Annotated in this window: 25 protein-coding genes; 6 read left to right on the top strand and 19 right to left on the bottom strand. The window is 62.9% G+C overall.

Going from position 1 to position 21,943, the window contains the following annotated elements:
- The 7 genes from secF to RE4_RS10000 form a co-directional block, all read right to left on the bottom strand.
- Complete coding sequence (secF, locus tag RE4_RS10030) at positions 1–1,224, bottom strand: protein translocase subunit SecF (protein WP_060938517.1); 1,224 nt, start codon at positions 1,222–1,224, stop codon at positions 1–3.
- On the bottom strand, positions 1,221–2,942 hold the full coding sequence (gene secD / locus RE4_RS10025) for a protein translocase subunit SecD (RefSeq protein WP_060938516.1): 1,722 nt from the start codon (positions 2,940–2,942) through the stop codon (positions 1,221–1,223). Before secD ends, secF begins: the two co-directional genes overlap by 4 nt.
- 220 nt (positions 2,943–3,162) lie before the next feature.
- The gene (gene yajC / locus RE4_RS10020; RefSeq protein ID WP_019748301.1) at positions 3,163–3,510 is read right to left on the bottom strand and encodes a preprotein translocase subunit YajC; all 348 of its coding nucleotides are present in this window, start codon (positions 3,508–3,510) and stop codon (positions 3,163–3,165) included.
- A gap of 138 nt (positions 3,511–3,648) precedes the next feature.
- Positions 3,649–4,746, bottom strand: coding sequence for a Holliday junction branch migration DNA helicase RuvB (gene ruvB / locus RE4_RS10015; protein ID WP_019748300.1), 1,098 nt, complete (start codon positions 4,744–4,746; stop codon positions 3,649–3,651).
- Positions 4,743–5,342 (bottom strand): Holliday junction branch migration protein RuvA, encoded by a 600-nt coding sequence (gene ruvA / locus RE4_RS10010; protein WP_007732953.1) that lies wholly within the window; start codon positions 5,340–5,342, stop codon positions 4,743–4,745. Before ruvA ends, ruvB begins: the two co-directional genes overlap by 4 nt.
- Complete coding sequence (gene ruvC, locus RE4_RS10005; protein WP_020907638.1) at positions 5,339–5,908, bottom strand: crossover junction endodeoxyribonuclease RuvC; 570 nt, start codon at positions 5,906–5,908, stop codon at positions 5,339–5,341. Before ruvC ends, ruvA begins: the two co-directional genes overlap by 4 nt.
- Before the next feature lie 125 nt (positions 5,909–6,033).
- The gene (locus RE4_RS10000) at positions 6,034–6,786 is read right to left on the bottom strand and encodes a YebC/PmpR family DNA-binding transcriptional regulator (RefSeq protein ID WP_007732951.1); all 753 of its coding nucleotides are present in this window, start codon (positions 6,784–6,786) and stop codon (positions 6,034–6,036) included.
- Positions 6,787–6,931: 145 nt separating this feature from the next.
- On the opposite strand from RE4_RS10000, the gene RE4_RS09995 reads away from it, so the two are divergent.
- Together RE4_RS09995 and RE4_RS09990 are read left to right on the top strand one after the other, a co-directional pair.
- Positions 6,932–7,288 (top strand): GntR family transcriptional regulator, encoded by a 357-nt coding sequence (locus RE4_RS09995; protein ID WP_003943322.1) that lies wholly within the window; start codon positions 6,932–6,934, stop codon positions 7,286–7,288.
- Entirely contained in the window at positions 7,285–8,205 is a 921-nt protein-coding gene (locus RE4_RS09990; RefSeq protein ID WP_060938515.1) for a hypothetical protein, read from the top strand. The genes RE4_RS09995 and RE4_RS09990 overlap by 4 nt, the downstream gene beginning before the upstream one ends.
- A 30-nt stretch (positions 8,206–8,235) precedes the next feature.
- On the opposite strand, the gene RE4_RS09985 is transcribed toward RE4_RS09990, so the two are convergent.
- Both RE4_RS09985 and RE4_RS09980 read right to left on the bottom strand, forming a co-directional pair.
- The gene (locus RE4_RS09985; RefSeq protein ID WP_060938514.1) at positions 8,236–8,937 is read right to left on the bottom strand and encodes a GAP family protein; all 702 of its coding nucleotides are present in this window, start codon (positions 8,935–8,937) and stop codon (positions 8,236–8,238) included.
- Position 8,938: 1 nt separating this feature from the next.
- Complete coding sequence (locus RE4_RS09980) at positions 8,939–9,139, bottom strand: hypothetical protein (protein WP_003943331.1); 201 nt, start codon at positions 9,137–9,139, stop codon at positions 8,939–8,941.
- A gap of 111 nt (positions 9,140–9,250) precedes the next feature.
- Between RE4_RS09980 and RE4_RS09975 the strand changes: the two genes are divergently transcribed.
- Both RE4_RS09975 and RE4_RS09970 read left to right on the top strand, forming a co-directional pair.
- Positions 9,251–10,465 (top strand): sensor histidine kinase, encoded by a 1,215-nt coding sequence (locus tag RE4_RS09975; protein WP_238076724.1) that lies wholly within the window; start codon positions 9,251–9,253, stop codon positions 10,463–10,465.
- A complete protein-coding gene (locus RE4_RS09970) occupies positions 10,420–11,097 on the top strand; it encodes a response regulator (RefSeq protein WP_060938512.1) in 678 nt (225 codons plus the stop codon). The genes RE4_RS09975 and RE4_RS09970 overlap by 46 nt, the downstream gene beginning before the upstream one ends.
- A 25-nt stretch (positions 11,098–11,122) precedes the next feature.
- Here the strand turns inward: RE4_RS09970 and pdxT are convergent, their stop codons facing one another.
- Both pdxT and tesB read right to left on the bottom strand, forming a co-directional pair.
- Positions 11,123–11,728, bottom strand: coding sequence for a pyridoxal 5'-phosphate synthase glutaminase subunit PdxT (gene pdxT / locus RE4_RS09965; protein ID WP_003943308.1), 606 nt, complete (start codon positions 11,726–11,728; stop codon positions 11,123–11,125).
- Entirely contained in the window at positions 11,725–12,579 is an 855-nt protein-coding gene (tesB, locus tag RE4_RS09960) for an acyl-CoA thioesterase II (protein ID WP_060938511.1), read from the bottom strand. Before tesB ends, pdxT begins: the two co-directional genes overlap by 4 nt.
- A gap of 35 nt (positions 12,580–12,614) precedes the next feature.
- Between tesB and RE4_RS09955 the strand changes: the two genes are divergently transcribed.
- Positions 12,615–13,280, top strand: coding sequence for a nucleoside/nucleotide kinase family protein (locus tag RE4_RS09955; RefSeq protein ID WP_228117891.1), 666 nt, complete (start codon positions 12,615–12,617; stop codon positions 13,278–13,280).
- A 35-nt stretch (positions 13,281–13,315) separates the two neighbouring features.
- Here the strand turns inward: RE4_RS09955 and RE4_RS09950 are convergent, their stop codons facing one another.
- The 3 genes from RE4_RS09950 to RE4_RS09940 all read right to left on the bottom strand — a co-directional run bounded on the left by RE4_RS09950 (position 13,316) and on the right by RE4_RS09940 (position 16,311).
- Positions 13,316–14,137 (bottom strand): acyl-CoA thioesterase, encoded by an 822-nt coding sequence (locus RE4_RS09950; protein WP_019748291.1) that lies wholly within the window; start codon positions 14,135–14,137, stop codon positions 13,316–13,318.
- A 114-nt stretch (positions 14,138–14,251) separates the two neighbouring features.
- A complete protein-coding gene (locus RE4_RS09945) occupies positions 14,252–15,760 on the bottom strand; it encodes an HNH endonuclease signature motif containing protein (protein WP_060938510.1) in 1,509 nt (502 codons plus the stop codon).
- A 128-nt stretch (positions 15,761–15,888) separates the two neighbouring features.
- On the bottom strand, positions 15,889–16,311 hold the full coding sequence (locus tag RE4_RS09940; protein ID WP_021332940.1) for an NUDIX domain-containing protein: 423 nt from the start codon (positions 16,309–16,311) through the stop codon (positions 15,889–15,891).
- Positions 16,312–16,472: 161 nt separating this feature from the next.
- Between RE4_RS09940 and RE4_RS09935 the strand changes: the two genes are divergently transcribed.
- On the top strand, positions 16,473–16,949 hold the full coding sequence (locus tag RE4_RS09935; protein WP_046379901.1) for a RidA family protein: 477 nt from the start codon (positions 16,473–16,475) through the stop codon (positions 16,947–16,949).
- Between the two features lie 98 nt (positions 16,950–17,047).
- On the opposite strand, the gene pdxS is transcribed toward RE4_RS09935, so the two are convergent.
- The 5 genes from pdxS to pgsA all read right to left on the bottom strand — a co-directional run bounded on the left by pdxS (position 17,048) and on the right by pgsA (position 21,864).
- A complete protein-coding gene (gene pdxS, locus RE4_RS09930) occupies positions 17,048–17,956 on the bottom strand; it encodes a pyridoxal 5'-phosphate synthase lyase subunit PdxS (RefSeq protein WP_003943338.1) in 909 nt (302 codons plus the stop codon).
- A gap of 170 nt (positions 17,957–18,126) precedes the next feature.
- Positions 18,127–19,149 carry an NUDIX hydrolase gene (locus RE4_RS09925; protein ID WP_042951805.1) on the bottom strand — a complete coding sequence of 341 codons (1,023 nt, stop codon included), beginning with the start codon at positions 19,147–19,149 and terminating at the stop codon, positions 18,127–18,129.
- Positions 19,146–20,273 carry a glycosyltransferase family 4 protein gene (locus tag RE4_RS09920; protein ID WP_003943332.1) on the bottom strand — a complete coding sequence of 376 codons (1,128 nt, stop codon included), beginning with the start codon at positions 20,271–20,273 and terminating at the stop codon, positions 19,146–19,148. Before RE4_RS09920 ends, RE4_RS09925 begins: the two co-directional genes overlap by 4 nt.
- Positions 20,270–21,172, bottom strand: a complete 903-nt coding sequence (locus RE4_RS09915; RefSeq protein ID WP_007732919.1) for a phosphatidylinositol mannoside acyltransferase — start codon at positions 21,170–21,172, stop codon at positions 20,270–20,272. The genes RE4_RS09920 and RE4_RS09915 overlap by 4 nt, the downstream gene beginning before the upstream one ends.
- Entirely contained in the window at positions 21,169–21,864 is a 696-nt protein-coding gene (gene pgsA, locus RE4_RS09910; RefSeq protein ID WP_042951804.1) for a phosphatidylinositol phosphate synthase, read from the bottom strand. Before pgsA ends, RE4_RS09915 begins: the two co-directional genes overlap by 4 nt.
- Positions 21,865–21,943: the final 79 nt, after the last annotated feature.

The following is a 21,943-nucleotide window of genomic DNA, read 5'->3' as shown; positions in this document are numbered from 1 at the left end:
TCAGTGCCCCTTCTTGTTTCGCTTTCCGGTCGGCCGCACACCCGGCTGCGGAGCAACCGGCGCACGGCGTGCAACGGGCGCGCCGACGGCAACCGCCTGCGTACCCTTCTCGGCCAGCGTAGCCCGGCGCGAGAGCACCTTACGAGTGTGCGCGGCAACGGGTCCCCAGCGTTCCTTCATCGACACCAGGAGTGGCGTCGCGAAGAAGATCGAGGAGTACGCACCCACGATGATGCCGACGAGCTGAACCAGCGCAAGGTCCTTGAGCGTGCCGACGCCGAGCATCCAGACCGCGACAACCATCAGAGCGATCACCGGGAGCACACTGATGACGGTCGTGTTGATCGATCGCATCAAGGTCTGATTCACCGCGAGGTTGGCCTGCTCGCCGTACGTCCGGCGCGTCAGATGCAGAACACCGCGTGTGTTCTCTTCGACCTTGTCGAACACCACCACTGTGTCGTACAGCGAGAAACCGAGAATGGTGAGCAAACCGATCACCGTCGCGGGCGTCACCTCGAAACCGACGAGCGAGTAGACGCCGGCAGTGACGATGATGTCGAAGAACAACGCGACAATCGCGGCTACCGCCATGTCCCGCTCGAAGCGGATGGCGATGTAGATACTCACGATCACCAGGAACACAATCAGCGCGATCAGCGCCTTCTTGGTGATCTGGCCGCCCCAGGTTTCACTCACGTCCGCAAAACTGATGGCCTGCGCCGACGGGTTCCCGTTCTTGTCCTTGGGCTGGAACTCGTCGAAGAGCGCCGACTGCAGATCGTTGATCTGCGTCGCGTTCAACGTCTCCGACCGAATCTGCACGGTGGCGCTGGCACCCGAGCCGACCGTCTGCACGCTGACCGGCTCGAACCCGAGTGTGTCGGAGTAGACGGTTTCCACCTCCGACGTCTCGACTCCACCCTCGGCCGGGAACTGAATGCGCGATCCGCCCTCGAAATCGATACCGAAGGTGAAGCCGCGCAGGATGATGCTGAGCAGCGCAATGGCGACCAGAGCGCCGGTCAGTCCGTAGTAGAAACGACGCCTGCCGACGACCTCGAACGCACCCGTTCCCGTGTACAGCCGCGAGAGCCAACTGTGCTTGGGCATCGCGCCCTGATCGACGCCGGAGTCGGTGATCTCCGACCGGGCTGCGGCATCGGCGGACTCGGCCGAGGAACTGTTGTTGGACCCCACCGGGGAGTTGTTGGACTCGCTCATGCTCGTGTCTCCTTAGCCGACGCAGCGGCGGCAACCTTACGTTCGCGGGCAACCTCTTGCACTGCGCCGAGACCGTTGACGCTGGGCTTGGACCAGAACGCCGAACGGGACGCCATACTGACCAGTGGCCACGTCACGAGGAACACGACAATCACGTCGAGGATGGTGGTCAGACCCAAGGTGAAGGCGAAGCCTCGCACCTGTCCGACCGCCAGCACGTACAGAACTGCAGCGGCGATGAAGCTCACCGCGTTGCCGGACAGAATTGTTCGGCGCGCTCGCGCCCAACCGCGTGGCACCGCGGAGCGGAAGCTACGGCCCTCACGCATTTCGTCCTTGATGCGTTCGAAGAACACGACGAACGAGTCGGCGGTCATACCGATACCGATGATCAGACCAGCCATGCCGGCCAAGTCGAGTGTGAAGCCGATGTATCTACCGAGCAGAACCATGATCGCGTAGACCATGACTCCGGAGAGGATCAGCGACAACGCCGTCAGGACGCCGAGCATCCGGTAGTAGACGAGGCAGTACAGCAGAACGAGAACGAGACCGACCGCGCCGGCAATCAATGCCGCCTGAAGTGAGGCCAGGCCGAGCGTTGCCGAGACCGTCTCGGCCTCGGAGGCTGCGAACGAGAGCGGAAGCGAACCGTACTTCAGAGTGTTGGCAAGTTCTTTGGCGCTCTCCGCAGTGAAACTGCCCGTGATCGAGGTCGCGCTACCCGCAGGCGTTGCACCTTGAATCGTGGGAGCGCTGACGACCTTCGAGTCGAGCGTGAACGCTGCCTGCTTGCCGATGTTGGCTGAGGTGAACTCGGCCCAGGTGTTGCTGCCGGTCGTCTTGAACGAGAGGCTGATCTCGTGGCGCGACTGCTGCGAGTTGAAGACCGAAGACGCGTCGGCAATCTCCTGGCCGTCGATGATCGAAGGACCGAGAAGATAGATGTTCAGTCCGTCTTGCGAGCACGCGACCAGCGGAAGAGTCGGGTCGTCGTTTCCACGGAGCGGATCCGCGACGGAGCAGTCGAGGTTCGCCACTGCTTGCTGCTGCACCGTCGGATCGCTGCTCTGTCGGAGGGCGCGCGCTGCGGCGATTTCCGCTGCTGCTGCGTCGCCTTCGTCGGTGCCGTCACTCGATGCGTCCGCGGGGGGAGCCGGTGTTGTCGTCTCCGGCGCCGGGGTTGCCTCCGGAGTGGTCGGGTCCTGAGCCAGGAACGGGCGGTTCTGCGGCGTCTGGGTCCCGTCGGCCGGTACCTCGGGAGCCGGAGCATCAGTGGCCGGAGTTTCGGCCGCCGGCGCCTCAGGGGTAGCTGTCCGATTCGCGTCACGGGTGGCGACATCGATCGAACCCGTCACCGGGCGGATGTACAGACGGGCGGTCTGGCCGAGCGAGCGAGCCTGCGCACTGTCGTCGCCGGGAACGGTGATGACGAGGTTGTCACCGTCGACGACGACCTCGGAGCCGGAAACGCCGAGACCGTTGACGCGGGTCTCGATGATTTCCTGAGCCTGCTTGAGACTGTCCTGACTGGGAGCGCTGCCGTCCGGGGTACGAGCGGTCAACGTGACGCGCGTTCCACCCTGCAGGTCGATGCCGAGTTTCGGCGTGGCCGACTTGTCTCCAGTGAAGAACACCAGGGCATACAGTGCCACCACCAGGACCCCGAAAAGGGCCAGGTAGCGGACCGGATGCACCGTTCCGGTGGAAGGTGCCACGATCTTTAAGTCTCCTCAGTAGGTGCAGAGCTTCAGTAAATGCAGGGCTCGGGCGGTCTACGACCACCCGAGCTGCGGCGTTCGAACTGCAACGATTGATCAACGGGATGAACTGAGCTGCTGGTGAAAGAACTACTCCGATGAAAGAACTACTACAGACCAACCAATCTGGACGTGTGTCCGAGTTCACAACTCTAGAACACGTGCCAGGTCGACGAAGTCAGGACTCCTTGGTGAGCCGGATTTCGGTGTCAGCAGCTGATTCTTCGATCTCGGAAACCGAGTCGTCGTCGTACTCGTCGGTTTCGGTCGTCTCGACAACGCGCTCACGGATGACCAGACGCGACCAGGTGGTGATGACACCGTCGGCGATCTCGAGGTCCACGGTGTCGTCGTCCAGAGAAGCAATCGTGGCATAGAGCCCGGCCGTGGTCTGCACTCGATCGCCGACCTGCAGCGAGTCCTGCATCTCGGAAGTGGCAGCCAAAGCCTTCTTCTGCTTGCGCATGCCCAGGAACATGGGCACCAGCAGTGCGAGGATCAAGAGTGGGAAAAGCAAACTCGACATGTGTTGATCAACCTCGGTTGTGTTGCACGTTTTACGCCGCGATGGTCCCGGATGGACCTACGCAATACACCAGTGTGCCATTAGTTGCTGAGGATTCCTGACAGATCGGCCGTTCAAGTAGGCCTTTCCAGTCGAAATTCACTCTCCGTTCGGATCGAACAACGTGGCCTGCGGTTCGTTGACACGAACCTCGATACCGCCCGCTGCGGCATCCGGCGGCGGTGTCATTCCGAGTTGAGTCCAGGCAGCGGCGGTAGCCACGCGTCCTCGCGGCGTCCGGGCGATCATCCCGGCCCGAACCAGGAACGGCTCGCACACTTCTTCCACCGTCGACGGTTCCTCGCCGACGGCCACCGCAAGCGTCGACACGCCGACGGGCCCGCCGCCGAACGACCGCACCAATGCACTCAGTACGGATCGGTCGAGACGGTCCAAGCCCAACTGGTCCACGTCGTAGACAGCCAAGGCCGCCTGAGCGACGTCCATGGTGACGATTCCGTCGGCGCGCACCTCGGCGAAGTCGCGAACCCGGCGCAGCAATCGGTTCGCGATACGCGGCGTCCCCCGCGAGCGTCGTGCGATTTCGGCGCCGGCGTCAACTTCGAGATTGACGCCCAGAATTCCGGCCGAACGCATCAGAATCTGTTGCAGCTCTTCGGGTTCGTAGAAATCCATGTGAGCGGTGAACCCGAAGCGGTCGCGCAACGGACCGGTCAACGCCCCTGACCGCGTAGTCGCACCGACCAGCGTGAACGGTGCAACCTCCAGAGGAATCGACGTGGCACCCGGCCCCTTACCGACGACGACGTCGACGCGGAAGTCTTCCATCGCCAGGTACAACATCTCCTCGGCCGGACGAGCGATTCGGTGAATCTCGTCGATGAACAGCACGTCACCCTCGACGAGGTTGCTCAGCATCGCGGCCAGGTCTCCGGCGCGTTCGAGCGCCGGTCCGGACGTCAACCGCAGAGAAGAGCCCAACTCCCCCGCGATGATCATCGCCATCGACGTCTTGCCGAGCCCGGGGGGACCGGACATCAGGATGTGATCAGGTGTGCTGCCGCGAAGTTTTGCTCCGGTGAGCACGAGCTGCAGTTGTTCGCGAACACGGGGTTGCCCGATGAAGTCGTCGAGACTCTTGGGACGCAAACTCGCTTCGACATCGCCGTCTCCCGCCACCAATTCGGCAGAGACCTGCGACTCGTCGTCGAAATCGTCGATCGGGTCGAAGTTCATCGAGTCTTACCGAGCAGCGACAGCGCAGAACGCAGTGCTACCGACGTAGTGGCCTCGGGCGATTCCGCCAGGACCGAATCCGTGGCCTGCTCGGCCTGCTTGATCGGGAAGCCCAGACCTTCGAGAGCCTCGACGATCTGATCACGGATCGAACTGCCGACGACGACACCGGAAGCCGCGCCGGCCGTCGTCGCGACGGCGTCGACCTTGTCGCGCAGTTCGACGACCATGCGCTCGGCGCCGCGTTTCCCGATACCGGGGACCCTCGTCAACGCCGTCAGGTTGCCTTCCGAGAGTGCCCGCCGCAATGCGTCCGGTTCGAGCACTGCAAGAGTTGCCATCGCCAGGCGCGGTCCGACTCCGGAAACCGTCTGCAAGAGGCTGAACAGGTCCTTCGACTCGGTATCGGAAAAACCGTACAGCGTCATCGAGTCTTCGCGAACGATCATCGTCGTGAACAGTCGCGCTTCGCTTCCCCGATGCAGTGCACCGAGAGTCACCGGGGTGGCATTGACCCGATAGCCGACACCTGACGCTTCGATGACCGCGTGGTCGAGCGCAATATCGAGTACCTCGCCGCGTACCGACGCGATCATCGTGAACCTGCCTTCTTCATCTCGGCCAATTTTGCCTGATACTTACGCATTTGTTCAGCGGCCATCGCCTCGGCGCGGGCCATTCGCTCGATCATCGGTGCTCGCCAGCAGTGACAGATCGCGAGCGCCAGAGCGTCAGCGGCGTCAGCCGGTTTCGGCGCCGTCTTCAAGTTCAGGATTCGCGTCACCATCGCGGTGACCTGCGCCTTGTCGGCGTTACCGCTGCCGGTAACGGCGGCCTTCACCTCGCTGGGCGTGTGGAAACACACCGGGATACCGCGTCTGGCGGCAGCGAGCGCGACAACTCCGCCTGCTTGCGCCGTCCCCATCGCCGTACTGACGTTGTGCTGCGCGAATACACGCTCGATCGCGACGACCTCCGGCTTGTACTGCTCGATCCACAGCTCCGCCGCATCGGAGATCCGCAGTAGCCGAGACCCGAGGTCCATCTCGGGCGGGGTCCGCACCACGTCGACGGCAATGGGGCGCACTTTCCTGCCGTTGCTCCCGTCGACCACGCCCAACCCGCAGCGAGTCAAGCCTGGGTCCACTCCGAGCACGCGCACTTTGCCACACCTCTCCATACCGAACAGCTGTTCGATAGCTTAGCGGTGCGCGGGCCTACTACCCCGCATCAACACGCAACCCGGCCGAGACGTGGACGTCAGGGCCGGGTTGAGTTGAAAAGCAATCAGTCTTCGAGAGCCGCGAGAACCTCGTCGGACAGATCGATGTTGGTGTAGACGTTCTGCACGTCGTCAGAGTCTTCGAGCGCGTCGACGAGCTTGAAGATCTTGCGTGCGCCGTCGACATCCAAGGGAACCTCGACGGAAGCGCGGAAATCGGCTTCAGCGGAGTCGTAGTCGATGCCGGCTTCCTGAAGTGCCGAACGTACGGCAACCAGATCCTGTGGCTCACTGACGATTTCGAAGGTTTCACCGAGATCGGTGACTTCCTCGGCACCGGCGTCGAGCACAGCCATCAGGACGTCGTCCTCCGACTGGCCGTTCTTCTCGAGCGTGACGACACCCTTGCGAGCAAACAGGTAGGAGACGGAACCCGGGTCAGCGAGGTTGCCACCGTTACGGGTCATCGCGGTGCGAACTTCACCGGCTGCGCGGTTGCGGTTGTCGGTGAGGCACTCGATCAGAACGGCGACGCCGTTGGGTCCGTAGCCCTCGTACATGATGGTCTGCCAGTCTGCGCCGCCCGCTTCTTCACCGGCGCCGCGCTTGCGCGCACGCTCGATGTTGTCATTGGGAACAGACGTCTTCTTCGCCTTCTGGATGGCGTCGTACAAGGTGGGGTTGCCCGTGGGATCGCCACCGCCGGTTCGTGCCGCCACCTCGATGTTCTTGATCAGCTTCGCGAAGGATTTGCCACGACGTGCGTCGATCACAGCCTTCTTGTGCTTGGTGGTGGCCCATTTTGAGTGGCCGCTCATGCGATTCAAGCCCCTTTCCTGCTGCGTTGCGCACGCCGAATGCGCGTCTTTCAGCTCTGCCGATGTTACCCGTCCCACGTCACAACTCGCTGCATCCCCCGACACGAATTAGTCAAACCGCGCATTGTTTGCATAGAATGCAAACATGTTGGTCCGAATAGATCACGCCTCCACAACTCCGCTCGCGGAGCAGATTGCAGCCGGGGTTCGTGGCTCGGTCATCCGCGGTGAGATCGGACCAGGTGACCGCCTGCCGTCCGCTCGCGCTCTCGCCGAGTCGATCGACGTCAATCTCCACACGGTTCTTCGTGCGTACGCAACACTCCGCGACGAAGGCCTGATCGACCTCCGACGCGGACGTGGCGCCGTCATTCGCGCCGAATTCGACTCGGGAAGAACAGCTCTCAACGAATCTGCGCGCGAGTTCGTACGGCAGGCCCGAAATCTCGGACTCGACACTGCGCACATGCTCGACCTCATCAAGGAGACCAGCACACAATGACGACCAGCAAGATCCGACTCTGGACAGCAGCTTCGCTGACTCTGATCCCGACCCTGATTCTGGTGTTCGCACGCTTCGCGTGGGGTGACCGCCTACCCGAGACCGTCGCGAGCCATTGGTCCGGATCGACCCCGGACGGGTTCAGCACCACGACGACGTTTTTCGCCATCGCGCTGGTGATTTCACTGGTGGCTGTCGTTTGCGCCTGTGCCGTCGCGGCCCGTTCGAGCGACAACGCGCCCTTGTTTCTCGCCGTAACCTCGATCTCGAGTGCGACACTGGCGACGATCTGGATTCTGAGCGTCGCCTTGACGATCGACGCCGGGTCGCCGGAAGACGCGCGTATCGGCTGGTGGATTCTTGCGCCGATCGCGGCGGTACTCGTAGGAGTTCTGGCATACGCGCTGCCTGACCAGCAACGAAGCGGCCCGGAGTCGCCACTGCCGACCCCGACGCTCGACACTCCGCTGACGGCCTCCGAACGTGCAGTGTGGGTCGGGCAGGTCCGCAGCGTCTGGCCGTGGATCGTTACCGCCGGCCTCGTAGTTCTCGTGATCGCGACTGCCGCGTACTCGGATTGGTGGGTTGCCGTGATCCTAGGTGTGTCCACCCTCGCCGTCACAGCATTCGCGTCGGTCACCGTGCGCGTCGACCGTCATGGTGTCGGCATCAGTTCCTGGGGCGTTCGATGGAAGAAGATCCCCATCTCGAAGGTGAAGTCCGCATCAGTCGACGCGATACGTCCGGCCGAATGGGGTGGATGGGGTTACCGAATGACACCGCGCGGAACAGCCGTCACGCTCCGCTCGGGTGAGGCCATCGTGGTCACTCTCGAGAACGGACGACTGTTCGCCGTAACCGTCGATCACCCGGAAGACGGTGTGAAGCTGATCAATTCGTTGGTTCAGGCTGGTTGATTCACGAACAACGTCAATTTACGAACAACGTCAATTCACGAACAACACGGCAGCGGCATTGCCGGCGAGGTAGAAGCCGGCAATGCCGAACACCCAACCCATCGCGCTGTCGCCGTGGCGTGAGATGAACGAGTCCACCCCGCTCAGCGGCTTGTCCAGTCGGTCGCCGGCCACGATCCGCCCGCACAACAGAAGCACTGCCGGAGTGGCCATGATCAGGCAGTATCCGGCAAGTATCGACGCAGATGTGACTGCGGACAGCCCAGCAGCGGTGATCATCGCGATCGCCGCCAAGTAGGGCAGCATCGTCACCAACTCGGCGGTCCCGGCAGCAATTGCCAGAAGTACAACACTTCTCGCGGAACTGCCCGAGCCGAGCACCCGCTCTCGCCAAACATGAGTTCGATCGGCCTGACCGGATGTGCGCCTCTTCTCGGAATCGAATCGAAAACTCCACGCGAACAACGCGATACCCAGAATCAACTGCGCACCGCGGGCGGCGGGGGTTTCGAGCAGCGGGGCGACGACAGGCATACCTGCCCGTGCCGTCGTCCAGACTGCCACCCCGACAACAAAATAGAACGTCGTGATGACCACCAGATACGTCAGCAGCCTGCGAACCTGCGGTCGTCCCGGCATCAACAACATCCAGACCGGGACGACCAATGTTCCGATGCTCGTACTGTCCAGCAGGGCGAGCCCGCCCAGCGTGGTGAGCAGGACGAGTTCCACGTCAGTCGTTTCGGCGCTCGGGTATCGCTGTCTCCCTCGTTCGGACTGCATTCACGATGTCGAAGGCACCGATGATCGCGAGGATCACGCCGAGTGGCCCGCCGCGAAACCAGAAGAACTCGGCGTCACGCGCGAACAGCCACAGACAGCCGCCACCGACGACCAAGAGAATGCCGATCATCAACTCGAAGCGAATTTTCATACGTCGAGCCTGTCTTCTCTATCGAATCCGCACATCAGCCATCGGAACAACGCCGACCTCATCATTTGGTATGACAAGTCAGGCGCCCCGATGTGCTCTGATAAGTCTGTGGTGACCAGAAGTCGGAGTGTCGGCAAGTGGAACGATCCGCTCATCGCCTTCGGCCTGTTCGCGATCGGGGTACTCCTCTACCTGGTCGGCCTGTACCAAATGTGGACCGATGTCGGAGGGGTCGCCGACGTTCCCGCCGGGGTTCGGATCGGGATGCTGGCTCTGCTGTGTGCGATCGACTCGTTCCGGCGGGTGCGACCGGCAACAGCTTTGGCGGCGGGGGCCGTCATCGTCGCGGTCGACGCCGCCCTGGGACCGACTCTGCCGATGTGGCTGGTCCTCTCGGATCTCACCTACGCCGCAGTTCTGTACGGGACGGCGCGGCTGGGCCGAGTGGTGTGTTCTCTGACCGCGGTGACGGTTGCCGCGCTCACCGCACTCGTCTACCTGTCCACCCAGGACGTCCGCGCTGCGGCTGGGGCAGGCGTCGTGACCGCTCTGTTCTTCGGTACGCCGGTGTGGTGGGCACTGGTCATCCGTCGACAAGTCGAACTGACCGAGGCCGAACGCGAGCGTTCCAGAGTCCACGAAGCACTCGCCGCTCTAGACCGCGAGGCCGCAGTCGCTCACGAACGAGCAACCATGGCGCGCGATCTGCACGACGTCATCGCAAGCCACCTCTCCGCCATCGCAATCCATTCGGAGGCGGCACTGTCCACCACAGCTCTCTCCGGTGAACGGGGCGAACCAGACGACGGCTTGCGGGAGATGATCGGGGCGATCAGATCGAGCAGTCTCGCGGGCCTTTCCGAGATGCGGTCGATGATCGAACTGCTCCACGCCGGGGACGACGAGACCCCGGACCCGCGTTCCTCTCCCCCGCGGCTGACCGAGTTGCCCGTCGTCCTGGACGCAGTTCGGGCAGCCGGCGGCACTGTTCACGTTGTGATCGACGTCGATGCTGCCGACCTGCCGAGCGTGGTCGATCACACGGCGTATCGGATCACCCAGGAAGCCTTGACCAACGCACTCAAGCACGCACCTGGTGCGCCGATCTCGATGTCGATCTCTCTCCAGCACAATGCATTACAGATCGAGATCCGAAACCCGGTCGGTCGCGACACATCCCATCCGCGGGCTGGAACGCGTGGACTTGCAAACATGCGTCACCGCGCCGAGCTGCTGGGCGGTTCACTCGACGCACTTCCGGTCGACGGAGAATGGACGGTATGCGCGCAGCTACCGGTCCCCGCACCGAACGGAACGGATCGGTGATCACCGTCGCCCTGGTAGACGACCACGCCGCGATCCGCTCCGGCCTGGCGATGATCCTGCGGCAGCACGACGACATCGATGTCGTTGCAGAAGCCGGTGACGGAGCGTCGGCGATCACCGTCACCCGCACGCATCAACCCGACGTCGTACTCATGGATGTCCGGATGCCAGGCACCGACGGCATCGAGGCGACGCGTCAGATCATCGGGACGACCCGCAGCCGGGTTCTGGTGTTGACCACCTTCGACCTCGACGAATACGTCTTCGCGGCCCTGCGCGCCGGCGCGTCGGGATTCCTGCTCAAGACTGCGACCGCGGACGAACTGACCAACGCTATCCGCAACGTCGCGGCCGGAGATGCAGTGCTCGCTCCTCGCGCGGCGCGTGCACTGATCGGCGAGTTCGTGCAGCGTGCACCCAAACCCACCGAACCGCTGGGATTGAGCGAGCTCACCGATCGTGAACGCGAGGTGCTCGCGCTGTTGGGGACGGGTATGTCCAATGCCGAACTGTCGCGTGAACTCGGTGTCGGTGCTCCGACGGTGAAGTCGCACGTGTCGCGAGTTCTGTCGAAGTTGCACCTCACCTCACGCGTACAGGCGGCGATCCTTGCCCGCGAACTGGAGCTGTAGGTTCGGACGAGGCTGACTACTCGAGTTATCCGCGAACCAGATCGACGAACATCTCGTGCACTCGACGGTCACCGGTTACCTCGGGATGGAAAGAAGTGGCGATCACCGAGCCCTGCCGAACCGCAACGATCCGGCCCGCGGCCTCCCCCGCGGCGGCGGGAACCTGCGCAAGGACCTCCACGCCCGGTCCAACTCGCTCCACCCACGGCGCGCGGATGAAGACGGCGCGGATGGGATCTCCGATGATGCCCTCGAACTCCAGGTCGGACTCGAAAGAATCGACCTGTCTGCCGAAAGCGTTGCGGCGCACCGTCATGTCGATGGCGCCGAGATGTTCGGCGTCCGGCCGGGTGTCGAGTACCTCGCTCGCCAGCAGAATCATGCCGGCACACGAACCGTAGGCCGGCAGCCCGCCGCGAAGACGCTCACGCAGCGGATCCAACAGTTCGAACACCTGCAGAAGCCGGCTCATGGTGGTGGATTCGCCACCCGGAATCACGATTCCGTCTACCTTGTCCAGCTCCTCCGGCCGTCGGACACCCACGGCATCCGCACCCGAATCATCAAGTGCAGCAAGGTGCTCGCGAACATCACCCTGGAGGGCGAGTACACCGATCAACGGACGCGTCATCCCACAGTTCCTGTCTTGTTCTCACGGCTGTCGGGTTCGCGTTCCAGACGCGTCAAACCCTCCTGAACCACCGCTGCCACCATGTTGCCATCGCGATCGTAGATACGCCCCTGAGTGAGCGCGCGACCGAAACCTGCCGACGGCGATGTCTGGTCGTAGAGCAACCACTCGTCGGCCCGGAACGGACGCAGGAACCACATCGCGTGATCGAGTGAAGCAGTCTGCGTCTTCACGCCGCGGTGCGGGACTTTCGAAGTTCCGAGCAGGGTCATGTCACTGAGGTACGCAAGCGTGCAGATGTGCAGCAGCGGACGATCCGGCAGAGGCTCGCGGTAGCGCATCCACACGCGCTGTTGTGCGGCGAGATCCGGCGCTGACGCACTCTGCTCGGCCGGCACAATTCTGATGTCCCAGTTCTTCCACTCTTGGTAGAACTGCGATTCCGCCAACTTGGGAACGGTCTGCGCGTCCTGCAAGTCCTCCGGCGCCGGAACGTAAGGCATCCGATCCTGATGCTCGATACCTTCGTCCTCGACGTGGAACGAGGCCGACATCGTGAAGATCGTCTTGCCGTCTTGGACTGCGTTCACCCGGCGGGTGCAGAACGAGCGCCCGTCGCGGATGCGGTCCACCAGGTAGACCGTCGGAATCTTCGGGTTGCCCGGGCGCAGGAAGTATCCGTGCAACGAGTGCACGTGGTAGCTCTCGTCGACGGTGCTCACGGCAGAAACCAGAGACTGCCCGGCAACCTGCCCGCCGAACGTCCGCTGAAGTGCAGTGGGATGGACCGCACCACGGAAGATGTCCTTCTCCAGGTGTTCGAGCGCGAGGATCTCCTCGATACCAACCATGAGTCCTCCGGAAATAGACCGCCGCAGTGGGCGCGATGACGGTTCACAATATCGCCTCGGCGAGCGGGCACGGCACCATGGTGGGCGTGAGCACATTCATCCCGTCCACTCCCCTCGCCCTGGCCGAGCAGATCGCAACGCTGAGCGGATCATTTCCGTCGGTGGCGGTAGTAGCGATCGACGGACCTGATTGTGCGCAGCCGTCTCGGCTCGCGGAACTGGTCCGGGCCGCCGTCGAGTCGCACAGCAGGCCGAGTGCTGTTGTGTCACTGCACGACTACGTGCGGCCGGCTTCGCTGCGATACGAGTTCGGTCACGAGGATGCGCTGAGTTACCGCACCATCTGGTTCGACTATCCGGCACTCGATCGTGAAGTGATCACCGCTGCCCGCACCAAACGAGCGTTGTTGCCGAAACTCTGGGACGAACCCACCGATCGATCGGCTCGCTCGACCCGCGTCCCCGTCCATGAGCGCGCGGTCATCGTGATCGCCGGTCCGATGTTGCTCGGGCGTGGGCTGGAGTTCGACGTCAGCGTCCGCCTGGACATGAGCGAACCTGCCATGCGGCGGCACACTCCGGAGGCGGATCTGTGGACCGTCGACGCACTCCTCGAACACCGATCAGAGGTGTCCGAGGAGGTCGATTTCGAGGTCAGGTACGACCATCCGGCCCGGCCTGCGGTGCGGTCTCGCCAGTGAAGGTCTCACTGCGATTGATCTCACTGCGGCCGACCTCACTTCGGGCGATACAGCCTGGTCAGGCCTTCCTGAACGACTGCAGCAACCATATTTCCTCGGCTGTCGAAGATTCGTCCCTGCGTCAATGCGCGACCGAAGCCCGCTGACGGCGACGTCTGGTCGTACAACAGCCACTCGTCGGCCCGGAACGGCCGCAGGAACCACATGGCGTGATCGAGCGAGGCGCTTTGCATTGCGACGTCCATGTGAGGGCCTCGGGAAGATCCGAGCAGCGTCATGTCGCTCATGTACGCAAGCGTGCACACGTGAAATACCGGGTCGTCCGGGAGAGCCTCGCGGGAACGGAACCATACTTGCTGCTGTGCGGCAGCGCCTGGACGTTTGTTGATGTCGGCCTTCGGTACCATCCGGAGGTCCCAATCGGACCACTCGCGAGCCAACCACGCAGTCTCGGGGTCTTCCGAATCCTGGGCGATGGCCAAGGTCTCGGGGTCAGGGACCGGTGGCATCTCGTCCTGGTGCTCGATGCCTTCGTCTTGGACGTGGAAGGATGCCGACATCGTGAAAATGGCTTGCCCGTCTTGAATTCCGGTGACCAAGCGGGTCGCGAACGATCGACCGTCCCGAACGCGATCGACCAGAAAAACGGTCGGCTCCATCGGATTGCCCGGACGCAGGAAGTATCCGTGCAACGAATGAACTGAATAGGCCGGATCGACCGTGCGTACCGCCGACACCAATGCCTGACCGGCGACCTGGCCGCCGAAAGTGCGGGTCAGGGTGGTCTCCGCGATGATTCCTCGAAAGATGTCACGCTCGAGGCGTTCCAACTCCAGAATTTCTTCGATCCTAGCCATCGATGCTCCACATCTTCCCGTGTACCGACGTCTACCGACCTTCACACAATGCCTGACGCACCCCCGGCCACCAAAGTGGGCATCCGAAAACCCTGAGCGACGGGGCGCATCGACTCAGAACGGCGGTGGATCGTCTCCGCCGTCGAAGGTCCTCCTCGGGGCCTTCTTCATCCGCCGGTGCATCCGTATCCGCTGACGCCGGCGCTCACCCCGCACACGAGAGGCCTTGTTCTCCAGACGTGTGCGCCGACGCCGACCACCCTCGGGCAGTACAGGCTCGAGCATTCCCGCCAGCAGACCTGACGGCCTGGTTCGGTAGCAATGTCCGGTCGGGGAGGTCAGCATGACACTCCGGTCCGGGTTCGAGGTGTGCAACCACTGACCGGAATGCTTGAGGCGGTGATGGTTTCGACAATACGCACTCAGATTCGACGCCACGGTCTTTCCACCACGAGCGGGATTGCGATGATCAAAGGGCTCAGTGTGATCAAGATCTGAATTCCATGCAGCGACATCGCAGTGCAACCACTGGCAGCTACCTGCGATCACCCGCACCCAGGTGTCGAGGACAGTGCCGGGGCGGTAGACCGACGCCGAAGGAACAACGGGTGGAGGTACTGGCTCGCCCTCACCGGAAGACTCGAGCGCGGCATCGGCTGGTACCTTCACCTTCCGAATCAGCGCAGCCGCGGCGATGTCACGCGCATGCTCTGCACTGATCACTCCATAACCGTCGAGGTGAGCGGGTTCGTCTGCACCTGGTGCGTCACCGCCCTGAAGCGTTGATTCCAGCATGACCACGTGAACCAACGGCCGACGCACCACGACAATCCCGCTTCGATCTTGTGGGCAATCGTCCAGGCCGCAATCGCACGGCAGAATCGTCGACCCGGATACCAACGCTCCCAATGCGTCAGCTCGTCGTTGCTCGTACTTACGGGAATCGTGCCGACACACCGACATTGCCAACTCCCGCAACCGACGGTCGAAAGCCCGTGCTTCCTCCGCCGGAATACTCCCCAATATCCGCGCCATTCCGTCCTCGGCAGCGCTCACACCCACGAACCGATCAGCCAGGGCGCGGCGTCGACGTTCGCGTATCCCCTCGGGATCCACCACGGCGACGATCCGGTCGATAGCCGCTGTCAATCGGCGACCGGTCAAGCCAGTACCGCCAGGCATCGGTGGCGCCGAGATCTTTTCGAGGAGTTGCCGTTCCACCTCGTCGATCAAATCGTCAGCGACGTTGGCCGTAGCGGAGTCGATCAATCCGACTCGATACAGATCCAGTTCTCCGCGCGCCATGGCGGCACGCGTGCGATGGAGGCGAGTCTTGAGAGAAAAGCCGAGACCGATCAACTTTCCCGCTGCGGCACGGCCCATGGTCAATGCCGCGCCGAGCTCGGCCTCAGCCAGTTCGTGAGCGGTAGACGACCAAGCACCATTATCGGTGTGGTCAGCGCTGCGACGCTCGAAAAACTCAGCAATGGCGGCGAGTTTCCGTTCCACGAGCATCGATTCGCGCGCATGCAGATCGGCGATGAGATCGATGAGGGCGCAGTCGGATTCGGCACCAGGCAGCTGCGCTGCGGTACCCGAACTTCCTACTCCGTCATCGAACATTCCTCAACATTATTCGAATATACGTTCGATAGCCATGATTTCCAGGAATCAGTCCGAACAATCCCGATTGACCGAAAATTGTTGCGGTGCAACCTTTGCGGCCACTCGTGTTCCGGCAACGGATTCCCCTACTGAACCAGGGCGTTGATAATGCGGGCAGCTTCGGCCGGGTAGATAGGGCGGTCGGACCCACCACTCAAAACCCAGTGGACTGGACTACCTTCGTCTAGGACTCGGAGTTGCACGTCGAGCGGAAACGCATCGATGTCAGCTGAGTCGACTGCAAAGACATGGACAATCTCATGCCCAGGTCGCCCCTCGAACTCGAAGATGTTCTCGACGACCTCGAGCAACTCGACGCTTCCCAACCTGACACCGAGTTCCTCCGCGAACTCGCGTCGCAGCGCTGCCTCGGCCGTCTCACCGAACTCGATACCGCCACCGATCAATCGATGAAAGTTCTCCCCCGTGACAGAGTCCGTGCCGTCGAGCATGAGTACATGACCGGAACGGACAGGTATCCCCAGTGAGATGTTACGAATTGACGACATACGACACAGTTTAGGTGGCCAACTCGAACACCATTTGAATCCGACGACGGCGAATATCACCAAAAGTGATGGGGTGGGCGCAAATACGACTTGGACTTGCCGAGACTCCCGATGACAGACTCGAACACCATTCCCGGACAAAAGAACCCATTGAGGAACCGATGAACGACGCAAGTACCTGGACCGCACGACTCGCCGCACTCGACCTGACCCTCCCGCCTGTTGCCACCCCCGCAGGCTCATACCTTCCCGCCGTTCAGACGGGGTCATACGTCTACACGTCGGGGCAATTGCCGCTCGTCGAGGGCACTACGACGTGCATCGGCAAGTTGGGCGAGGGCGTCTCCGTCGAAGACGCCGCCCAGGCGGCGCGGTTGTGCACTCTCAACGGACTCGCGGCCGTTGATGCCTTGGTCGGTCTCGACCGCATCGTTCGGGTCGTCAAGGTCGTTGGATTTGTTGCTTCGGGATCCGGATTCTCGCAGCAACCCCAGGTGATCAACGGTGCGTCCGACCTGCTGGCCGAGATCTTCGGTACCGCTGGACAGCACGCCCGCTCTGCGATCGGCGTGGCCGAACTCCCCCGAAACAGTGCCGTCGAGGTCGAGTTCGTGTTCGAGGTATCGGACAGCATCTGACAGTCCGCCACACCCCGAAGGGCGGCGGTTGCCAATGCACCCGCCGCCCTTCTTGTGTGAAGACTTTCAGGCACTGAGCCCGGTCGTCGAACCTGCTGTCACCAACCGCGCTCTGCGAGGCGGTGTCCGACGGGCAGGTCGTCGACGTTGATGCCGACCATTGCCTCGCCGAGTCCGCGCGAGACCTTGGCGAGCACGTCCGGGTCGTCGTAGAACGTGGTGGCCTTGACGATGGCCTCGGCGCGCTGCTTCGGGTTGCCGGACTTGAAGATGCCCGATCCGACGAACACGCCCTCGGCGCCGAGCTGCATCATCATCGCAGCGTCTGCCGGGGTGGCGATGCCGCCGGCGGTGAACATGGTGACAGGCAGCTTGCCTGCCTTGGCGACCTCGACGACCAGTTCGTACGGGGCCTGCAGTTCCTTGGCGGCTACGTACAGTTCGTCCTCGCTCAGCGAGGTCAACCGGCGGATCTCGCCGCGGATGGTGCGCATGTGTGTGGTGGCGTTGGAGACGTCTCCGGTGCCGGCTTCGCCCTTCGAGCGGATCATGGCCGCGCCTTCGTTGATGCGACGGAGCGCTTCACCGAGGTTGGTGGCGCCACACACGAAGGGAGCGGTGAACTTCCACTTGTCGATGTGGTTGGCGTAATCGGCCGGGGTCAGGACCTCGGACTCGTCGATGTAGTCGACGCCGAGGCTCTGCAGGATCTGAGCTTCGACGAAGTGACCGATGCGTGCCTTCGCCATGACGGGGATGCTGACGGTGGAGATGATGCTGTCGATCATGTCCGGGTCGCTCATGCGCGAGACGCCGCCCTGTGCGCGAATGTCTGCGGGGACCCGCTCGAGTGCCATGACGGCGACGGCGCCGGCGTCTTCGGCGATCTTGGCCTGCTCAGCGGTGACCACGTCCATGATCACACCGCCCTTGAGCATTTCAGCCATGCCGCGCTTGACGCGGGCGGTGCCGATGGCGGTGGTGGGGGCAGAGTCGGGGGTGCTCACAGCAAACTCCTGCAGTAGTGGCGTGACGAAAGAAACAAGGCACGGCGAACACACGAGTTCATTCGCTCGGAGGCCTCTGGCCAGAACTCTAGGACGAACCGGCCTTCGATTCCGTATCCAATTTGCCATTGCTGGCCTTAAACGGCCGCGAGCACTGAACGACCGAACGATCAGCGGATGGAACGCACTTCCGGATCCTCGGAACCGTCCGCAATCGTCGCGGCCTCCACCAGGAGGTTTGCCAGATCCAACGGGTAGACGGGCTCACCGGACTTGGCCAGTCGGCGGATCTCGTCGGCGCTGCACCAGCGATGGCCGGTGATGGCACGCTGTTCCAATTCCGTGTGGCCTTGGAAGACCGGCTCGAAGCCGTGAGTGCGCGTAGCGAAGAACAGCTCTTCCGAACGGATCAGCTCACCGTCGAACGGGAAGATCGCCACCCGACGCCAAAGCGGACCTCGCAGATTCTCCGGCGCTACCTTGAACCCCGTTTCCTCCTCGATCTCACGAACCGCGGCCGCTCGCAGATGTTCGCCGCGTTCGAGCCCGCCGCCGACGGTGAACCAGAAGTAAGTGTTCGGGATCTTGGGATCGTGCCCGCGCAACAGCAGCACCCGATCTTCCTCGTCCAGCATCACCACGCGGGCAGAGGTCCGTGACGTATCCACGGTGATTCCCTCGGGCACCGCCGCCGCGGTCGTGCGCTCAGAGATCTCGAAGTATTGAGGCAGTGGCGCCGTTCCGCCGAGATGTAGCCATCGAACAAGTCGTCGGGTACGCAACGCGAGAGTGTCTCGCACCGCGTCGTTGTGGAACCGCCGGGCGATCAGCACGCGCGCCTCGGCATCGGCCAACTCGGCCACCAGTTGAGGTCGCAGCGACGTCGTGCCGTAGGCAGCGAGAGCATTGGACAGCCGGTTCTCGGCAAGCTCGCGATCCTGACGATCCGCCCGTTCGGCGGCGTCCGCCAAGGTGACGAATCTGCGGGCGTCGTCGGCGCTCATGTCCACAGCCGCCGCGCGGACAACCGCGGCACGACGGGACAGAGCCGCATCGAGCGCCAACCACGACTGATCCGAACGCACATGCAGTCGATCGAGTCGGTTCGCCGTCCCGTACGCCCACAGTCCGACGACCAGGACGACGGCAGCGACGAGCCCGAGAATGAAGATCGTCAGAGCGGAGAAGGTCATGACCCCACCACGCGTACGCCGGTGCCGCCAACCGTGACGGTCTCGTAGACACGCAGGATCTGTTCGGCCACCACCGGCCAGTCGTATTCGGCAACAACACTTGTCGCGGTGTTGACCAGCGCGCGTCGTCGATCCGGGTCACCGAGAACGGAATCGATTGCCTCGGCCAAGGCATCGGAGTTCCCGATGGGGACCAGCAAGCCGGCCTGACCGTCGCGAAGAACACGGCGGAAAGCGTCCAACTCACTGGCCACGACGGCAGTGCCAGCCGCCATGGCCTCGACCAGCACGATCCCGAAGCTCTCACCGCCGAGATTGGGCGCACAGTAGACGTCCGCACTGCGAAGCGCCGACGCTTTCTCCTCATCGCTGACCTGCCCGAGCAGGCGGAGATGCTTGAAGTACTTGCCCGCCTCTTTGCGGAGTTTCTCCTCGTCGCCGCGTCCGACCACGATCACTTCGAGATCCGGGTGACGCTCGACCAACTCCGGCAGTGCGCCGAGGAGGACGGCCATCCCCTTGCGCGGTTCGTCGTAGCGACCGAGGAACAGAATGGTTCCACCTTCGCGCGGGTAGCCGGGCAACAGATCGGCCTCGGCAAACGCTGCGACATCGACGCCGTTGGGAATTTCGACCGCGTCGGATCCGAGGGACTCGACCTGCCACCGACGCGCCAACTCCGAGACTGCGATCCGGCCACTGATCTTCTCGAGATACGGAGCCAAGACACCCTGAAAAGTGCTCAGCACCAACGACTTCGTAGTCGACGTGTGGAAGGTGGCGACGATCGGGCCTTCCGCGATACGCAACGCGAGCATGGACAGACTCGGCGCATTGGGTTCGTGGATATGTAGAACGTCGAAGTCACCTTCCGCGATGAACTTGCGGAGGCGGTTGTTCGCCGTCGGGCCGAAAGACAACCGCGCAACAGAACCGTTGTAGGGAATCGCGACGGCTTTACCTGCGGAAACCACAAAATCCGGCAACTCGTCGTCATCGGACGACGGCGCAAGCACACTCACTTTGTGACCACGTTCGATCAGCACCTCGGCCAGATCCACCACGTGCGCCTGCACGCCACCGGGGACGTCGAAGGAGTACGGGCAGATCATGCCGATCTTCATTCACCCTCCATGCGGGCGAGCCGCGATTCGGAGAGGTCGGAGCGCCACAGCGGCTGAAGCATGTGCCAGTCAGCGGGGTGCGCTGCGATGTTGACCGCGAAACGGTCGGCAAGTGCCTGCGTGGCCGGGCCGACTCCGCCGGATACGTCGATCGGCGGGTCGATCTTGAAACCCCAACCGTCGGGAGTGAACCAGCAGTGGACCGGAAGTAGCGGCGCGCCGGTATCGATCGCGAGCTTCGCCGGGCCGGCGGGCATGCGAGTGGGTTCTCCGAAGAAGGTGACGGGCACACCCTTCTTCGCCAGATCGCGCTCCCCCAACAGGCACACGATCTTGTTCTCACGCAGATGCTTGGACAGTTCGACGAACGGTGGATGCTCCCCGCCGCTGAGCGGGAAGATCTCGAAGCCGAGACTCTCGCGATAGTCGACGAACCGTTCGTACAGGGATTCGGGCTTGAGCCGCTCGGCAACGGAGGTCAACCCACCCCATTGCTGAACACACCACACGCCGGCCATGTCCCAGTTGCCACTGTGCGGCAGCGCCAATACCGCGCCATGACCTGCTGCCATTGCTTTTTCCAGATGTTCCTGGCCCTCGACCAGCGCATGCAACGCCTTACCTGTCGCAACCAGGTCCATCGACGGTAGACGGAACGCCTCACGCCAGTACCGGGCGTACGAGCGCATCGAATCCTTGATCAACTGATCCGGAACTTCCTCCGGCGTCGTGCCCAGAACTCTCGCGAGGTTCTTCCTGAGTTGTTCGGGTCCGCCCTTGCGTACCGCGAAATCCGCTCCGGCGTCGAACAGCTTGACCGCCACCGATTCCGGCAGGCTTCGTACCAGACGCCAACCCGCGGCGTATCCCAGATCGGTTGCACGCTCGGCAAAGCTCATTTCTCTGCCTCGCCGTCCGTTTTAGGCTCGCCGTCGGTGTTCGGCGCGCCTTCGACCGTCGATGCCGCCGGGGCGATCGGCAGAAGTTCCCGGGCGCCAGGCGAATTGCGCACCGCGAGCACTCGTTGGAAGACCGTCACGATACTTCCGGCGGCAAGTACCCACATCGCGATGTGAATCGCCCACGGTAGACCCATACCTGTCAGGCCAGATCCGACCAACACGATGATCAGTCGGTCCGGGCGCTCGATCCACCCGCCGTCCGCAGTCAGCCCGCTCGCCTCTGCGCGCGCCTTCGCGTACGAGATGACCTGCGAGGTGACGAGGCAGATGAGCGTCGCGACGAGCAGCCACTTGCTGTTCTCGTGGTAGACCGCCCACCAGGCCAGGCCGGCAAAAATCGCGCCGTCGGCCACGCGGTCGCAGGTCGCGTCCAGTACCGCCCCGTACCGCGTTCCGCCGCCGCGAGCACGAGCCATTGCGCCGTCGAGCATGTCGAACATGACGAAGAACCAGATGAACAAGGTTCCCCAGAACAGATGTCCGGACGGAAACAGCGTCACCGCACCGGCGACGCTTGCCACCGTGCCGATCACCGTCACCGAGTCCGGCGTCAGACCGGTCTTGACCAGCGCCTTCCCCATAGGTGCCGTCACCTTGGACACCGATGCGCGCCCGAAGAAGCTCAACACCGCAGGAACCCTCCCCGTCGTGAGTTCCGGTTCGGAACTCGTTGCAGCAATGCATCCTGCCATGAAGCCGGATGCATCA

This window comes from Rhodococcus erythropolis NBRC 15567, assembly GCF_001552595.1.
Classification (GTDB): domain Bacteria; phylum Actinomycetota; class Actinomycetes; order Mycobacteriales; family Mycobacteriaceae; genus Rhodococcus_F; species Rhodococcus_F erythropolis.
Note: the sequence above shows the minus strand (reverse complement) of the source record. Positions and strands in the feature narration are given on the sequence as shown.

Excerpts from the sequence above, each read along its gene's own strand:
- secF (WP_060938517.1), bottom strand. The coding sequence starts at position 1,224 with ATGAGCGAGTCCAACAACTCCCCGGTGGGGTCCAACAACAGTTCCTCG.
- yajC (WP_019748301.1), bottom strand. The coding sequence starts at position 3,510 with ATGTCGAGTTTGCTTTTCCCACTCTTGATCCTCGCACTGCTGGTGCCC.
- ruvB (WP_019748300.1), bottom strand. The coding sequence starts at position 4,746 with ATGAACTTCGACCCGATCGACGATTTCGACGACGAGTCGCAGGTCTCT.
- ruvA (WP_007732953.1), bottom strand. The coding sequence starts at position 5,342 with ATGATCGCGTCGGTACGCGGCGAGGTACTCGATATTGCGCTCGACCAC.
- RE4_RS10000 (WP_007732951.1), bottom strand. The coding sequence starts at position 6,786 with ATGAGCGGCCACTCAAAATGGGCCACCACCAAGCACAAGAAGGCTGTG.
- RE4_RS09995 (WP_003943322.1), top strand. The coding sequence starts at position 6,932 with ATGTTGGTCCGAATAGATCACGCCTCCACAACTCCGCTCGCGGAGCAG.
- RE4_RS09990 (WP_060938515.1), top strand. The coding sequence starts at position 7,285 with ATGACGACCAGCAAGATCCGACTCTGGACAGCAGCTTCGCTGACTCTG.
- RE4_RS09980 (WP_003943331.1), bottom strand. The coding sequence starts at position 9,139 with ATGAAAATTCGCTTCGAGTTGATGATCGGCATTCTCTTGGTCGTCGGT.
- RE4_RS09970 (WP_060938512.1), top strand. The coding sequence starts at position 10,420 with ATGCGCGCAGCTACCGGTCCCCGCACCGAACGGAACGGATCGGTGATC.
- pdxT (WP_003943308.1), bottom strand. The coding sequence starts at position 11,728 with ATGACGCGTCCGTTGATCGGTGTACTCGCCCTCCAGGGTGATGTTCGC.
- tesB (WP_060938511.1), bottom strand. The coding sequence starts at position 12,579 with ATGGTTGGTATCGAGGAGATCCTCGCGCTCGAACACCTGGAGAAGGAC.
- RE4_RS09955 (WP_228117891.1), top strand. The coding sequence starts at position 12,615 with ATGACGGTTCACAATATCGCCTCGGCGAGCGGGCACGGCACCATGGTG.
- RE4_RS09950 (WP_019748291.1), bottom strand. The coding sequence starts at position 14,137 with ATGGCTAGGATCGAAGAAATTCTGGAGTTGGAACGCCTCGAGCGTGAC.
- RE4_RS09945 (WP_060938510.1), bottom strand. The coding sequence starts at position 15,760 with ATGTTCGATGACGGAGTAGGAAGTTCGGGTACCGCAGCGCAGCTGCCT.
- RE4_RS09940 (WP_021332940.1), bottom strand. The coding sequence starts at position 16,311 with ATGTCGTCAATTCGTAACATCTCACTGGGGATACCTGTCCGTTCCGGT.
- RE4_RS09935 (WP_046379901.1), top strand. The coding sequence starts at position 16,473 with ATGAACGACGCAAGTACCTGGACCGCACGACTCGCCGCACTCGACCTG.
- RE4_RS09925 (WP_042951805.1), bottom strand. The coding sequence starts at position 19,149 with ATGACCTTCTCCGCTCTGACGATCTTCATTCTCGGGCTCGTCGCTGCC.
- RE4_RS09920 (WP_003943332.1), bottom strand. The coding sequence starts at position 20,273 with ATGAAGATCGGCATGATCTGCCCGTACTCCTTCGACGTCCCCGGTGGC.
- RE4_RS09915 (WP_007732919.1), bottom strand. The coding sequence starts at position 21,172 with ATGAGCTTTGCCGAGCGTGCAACCGATCTGGGATACGCCGCGGGTTGG.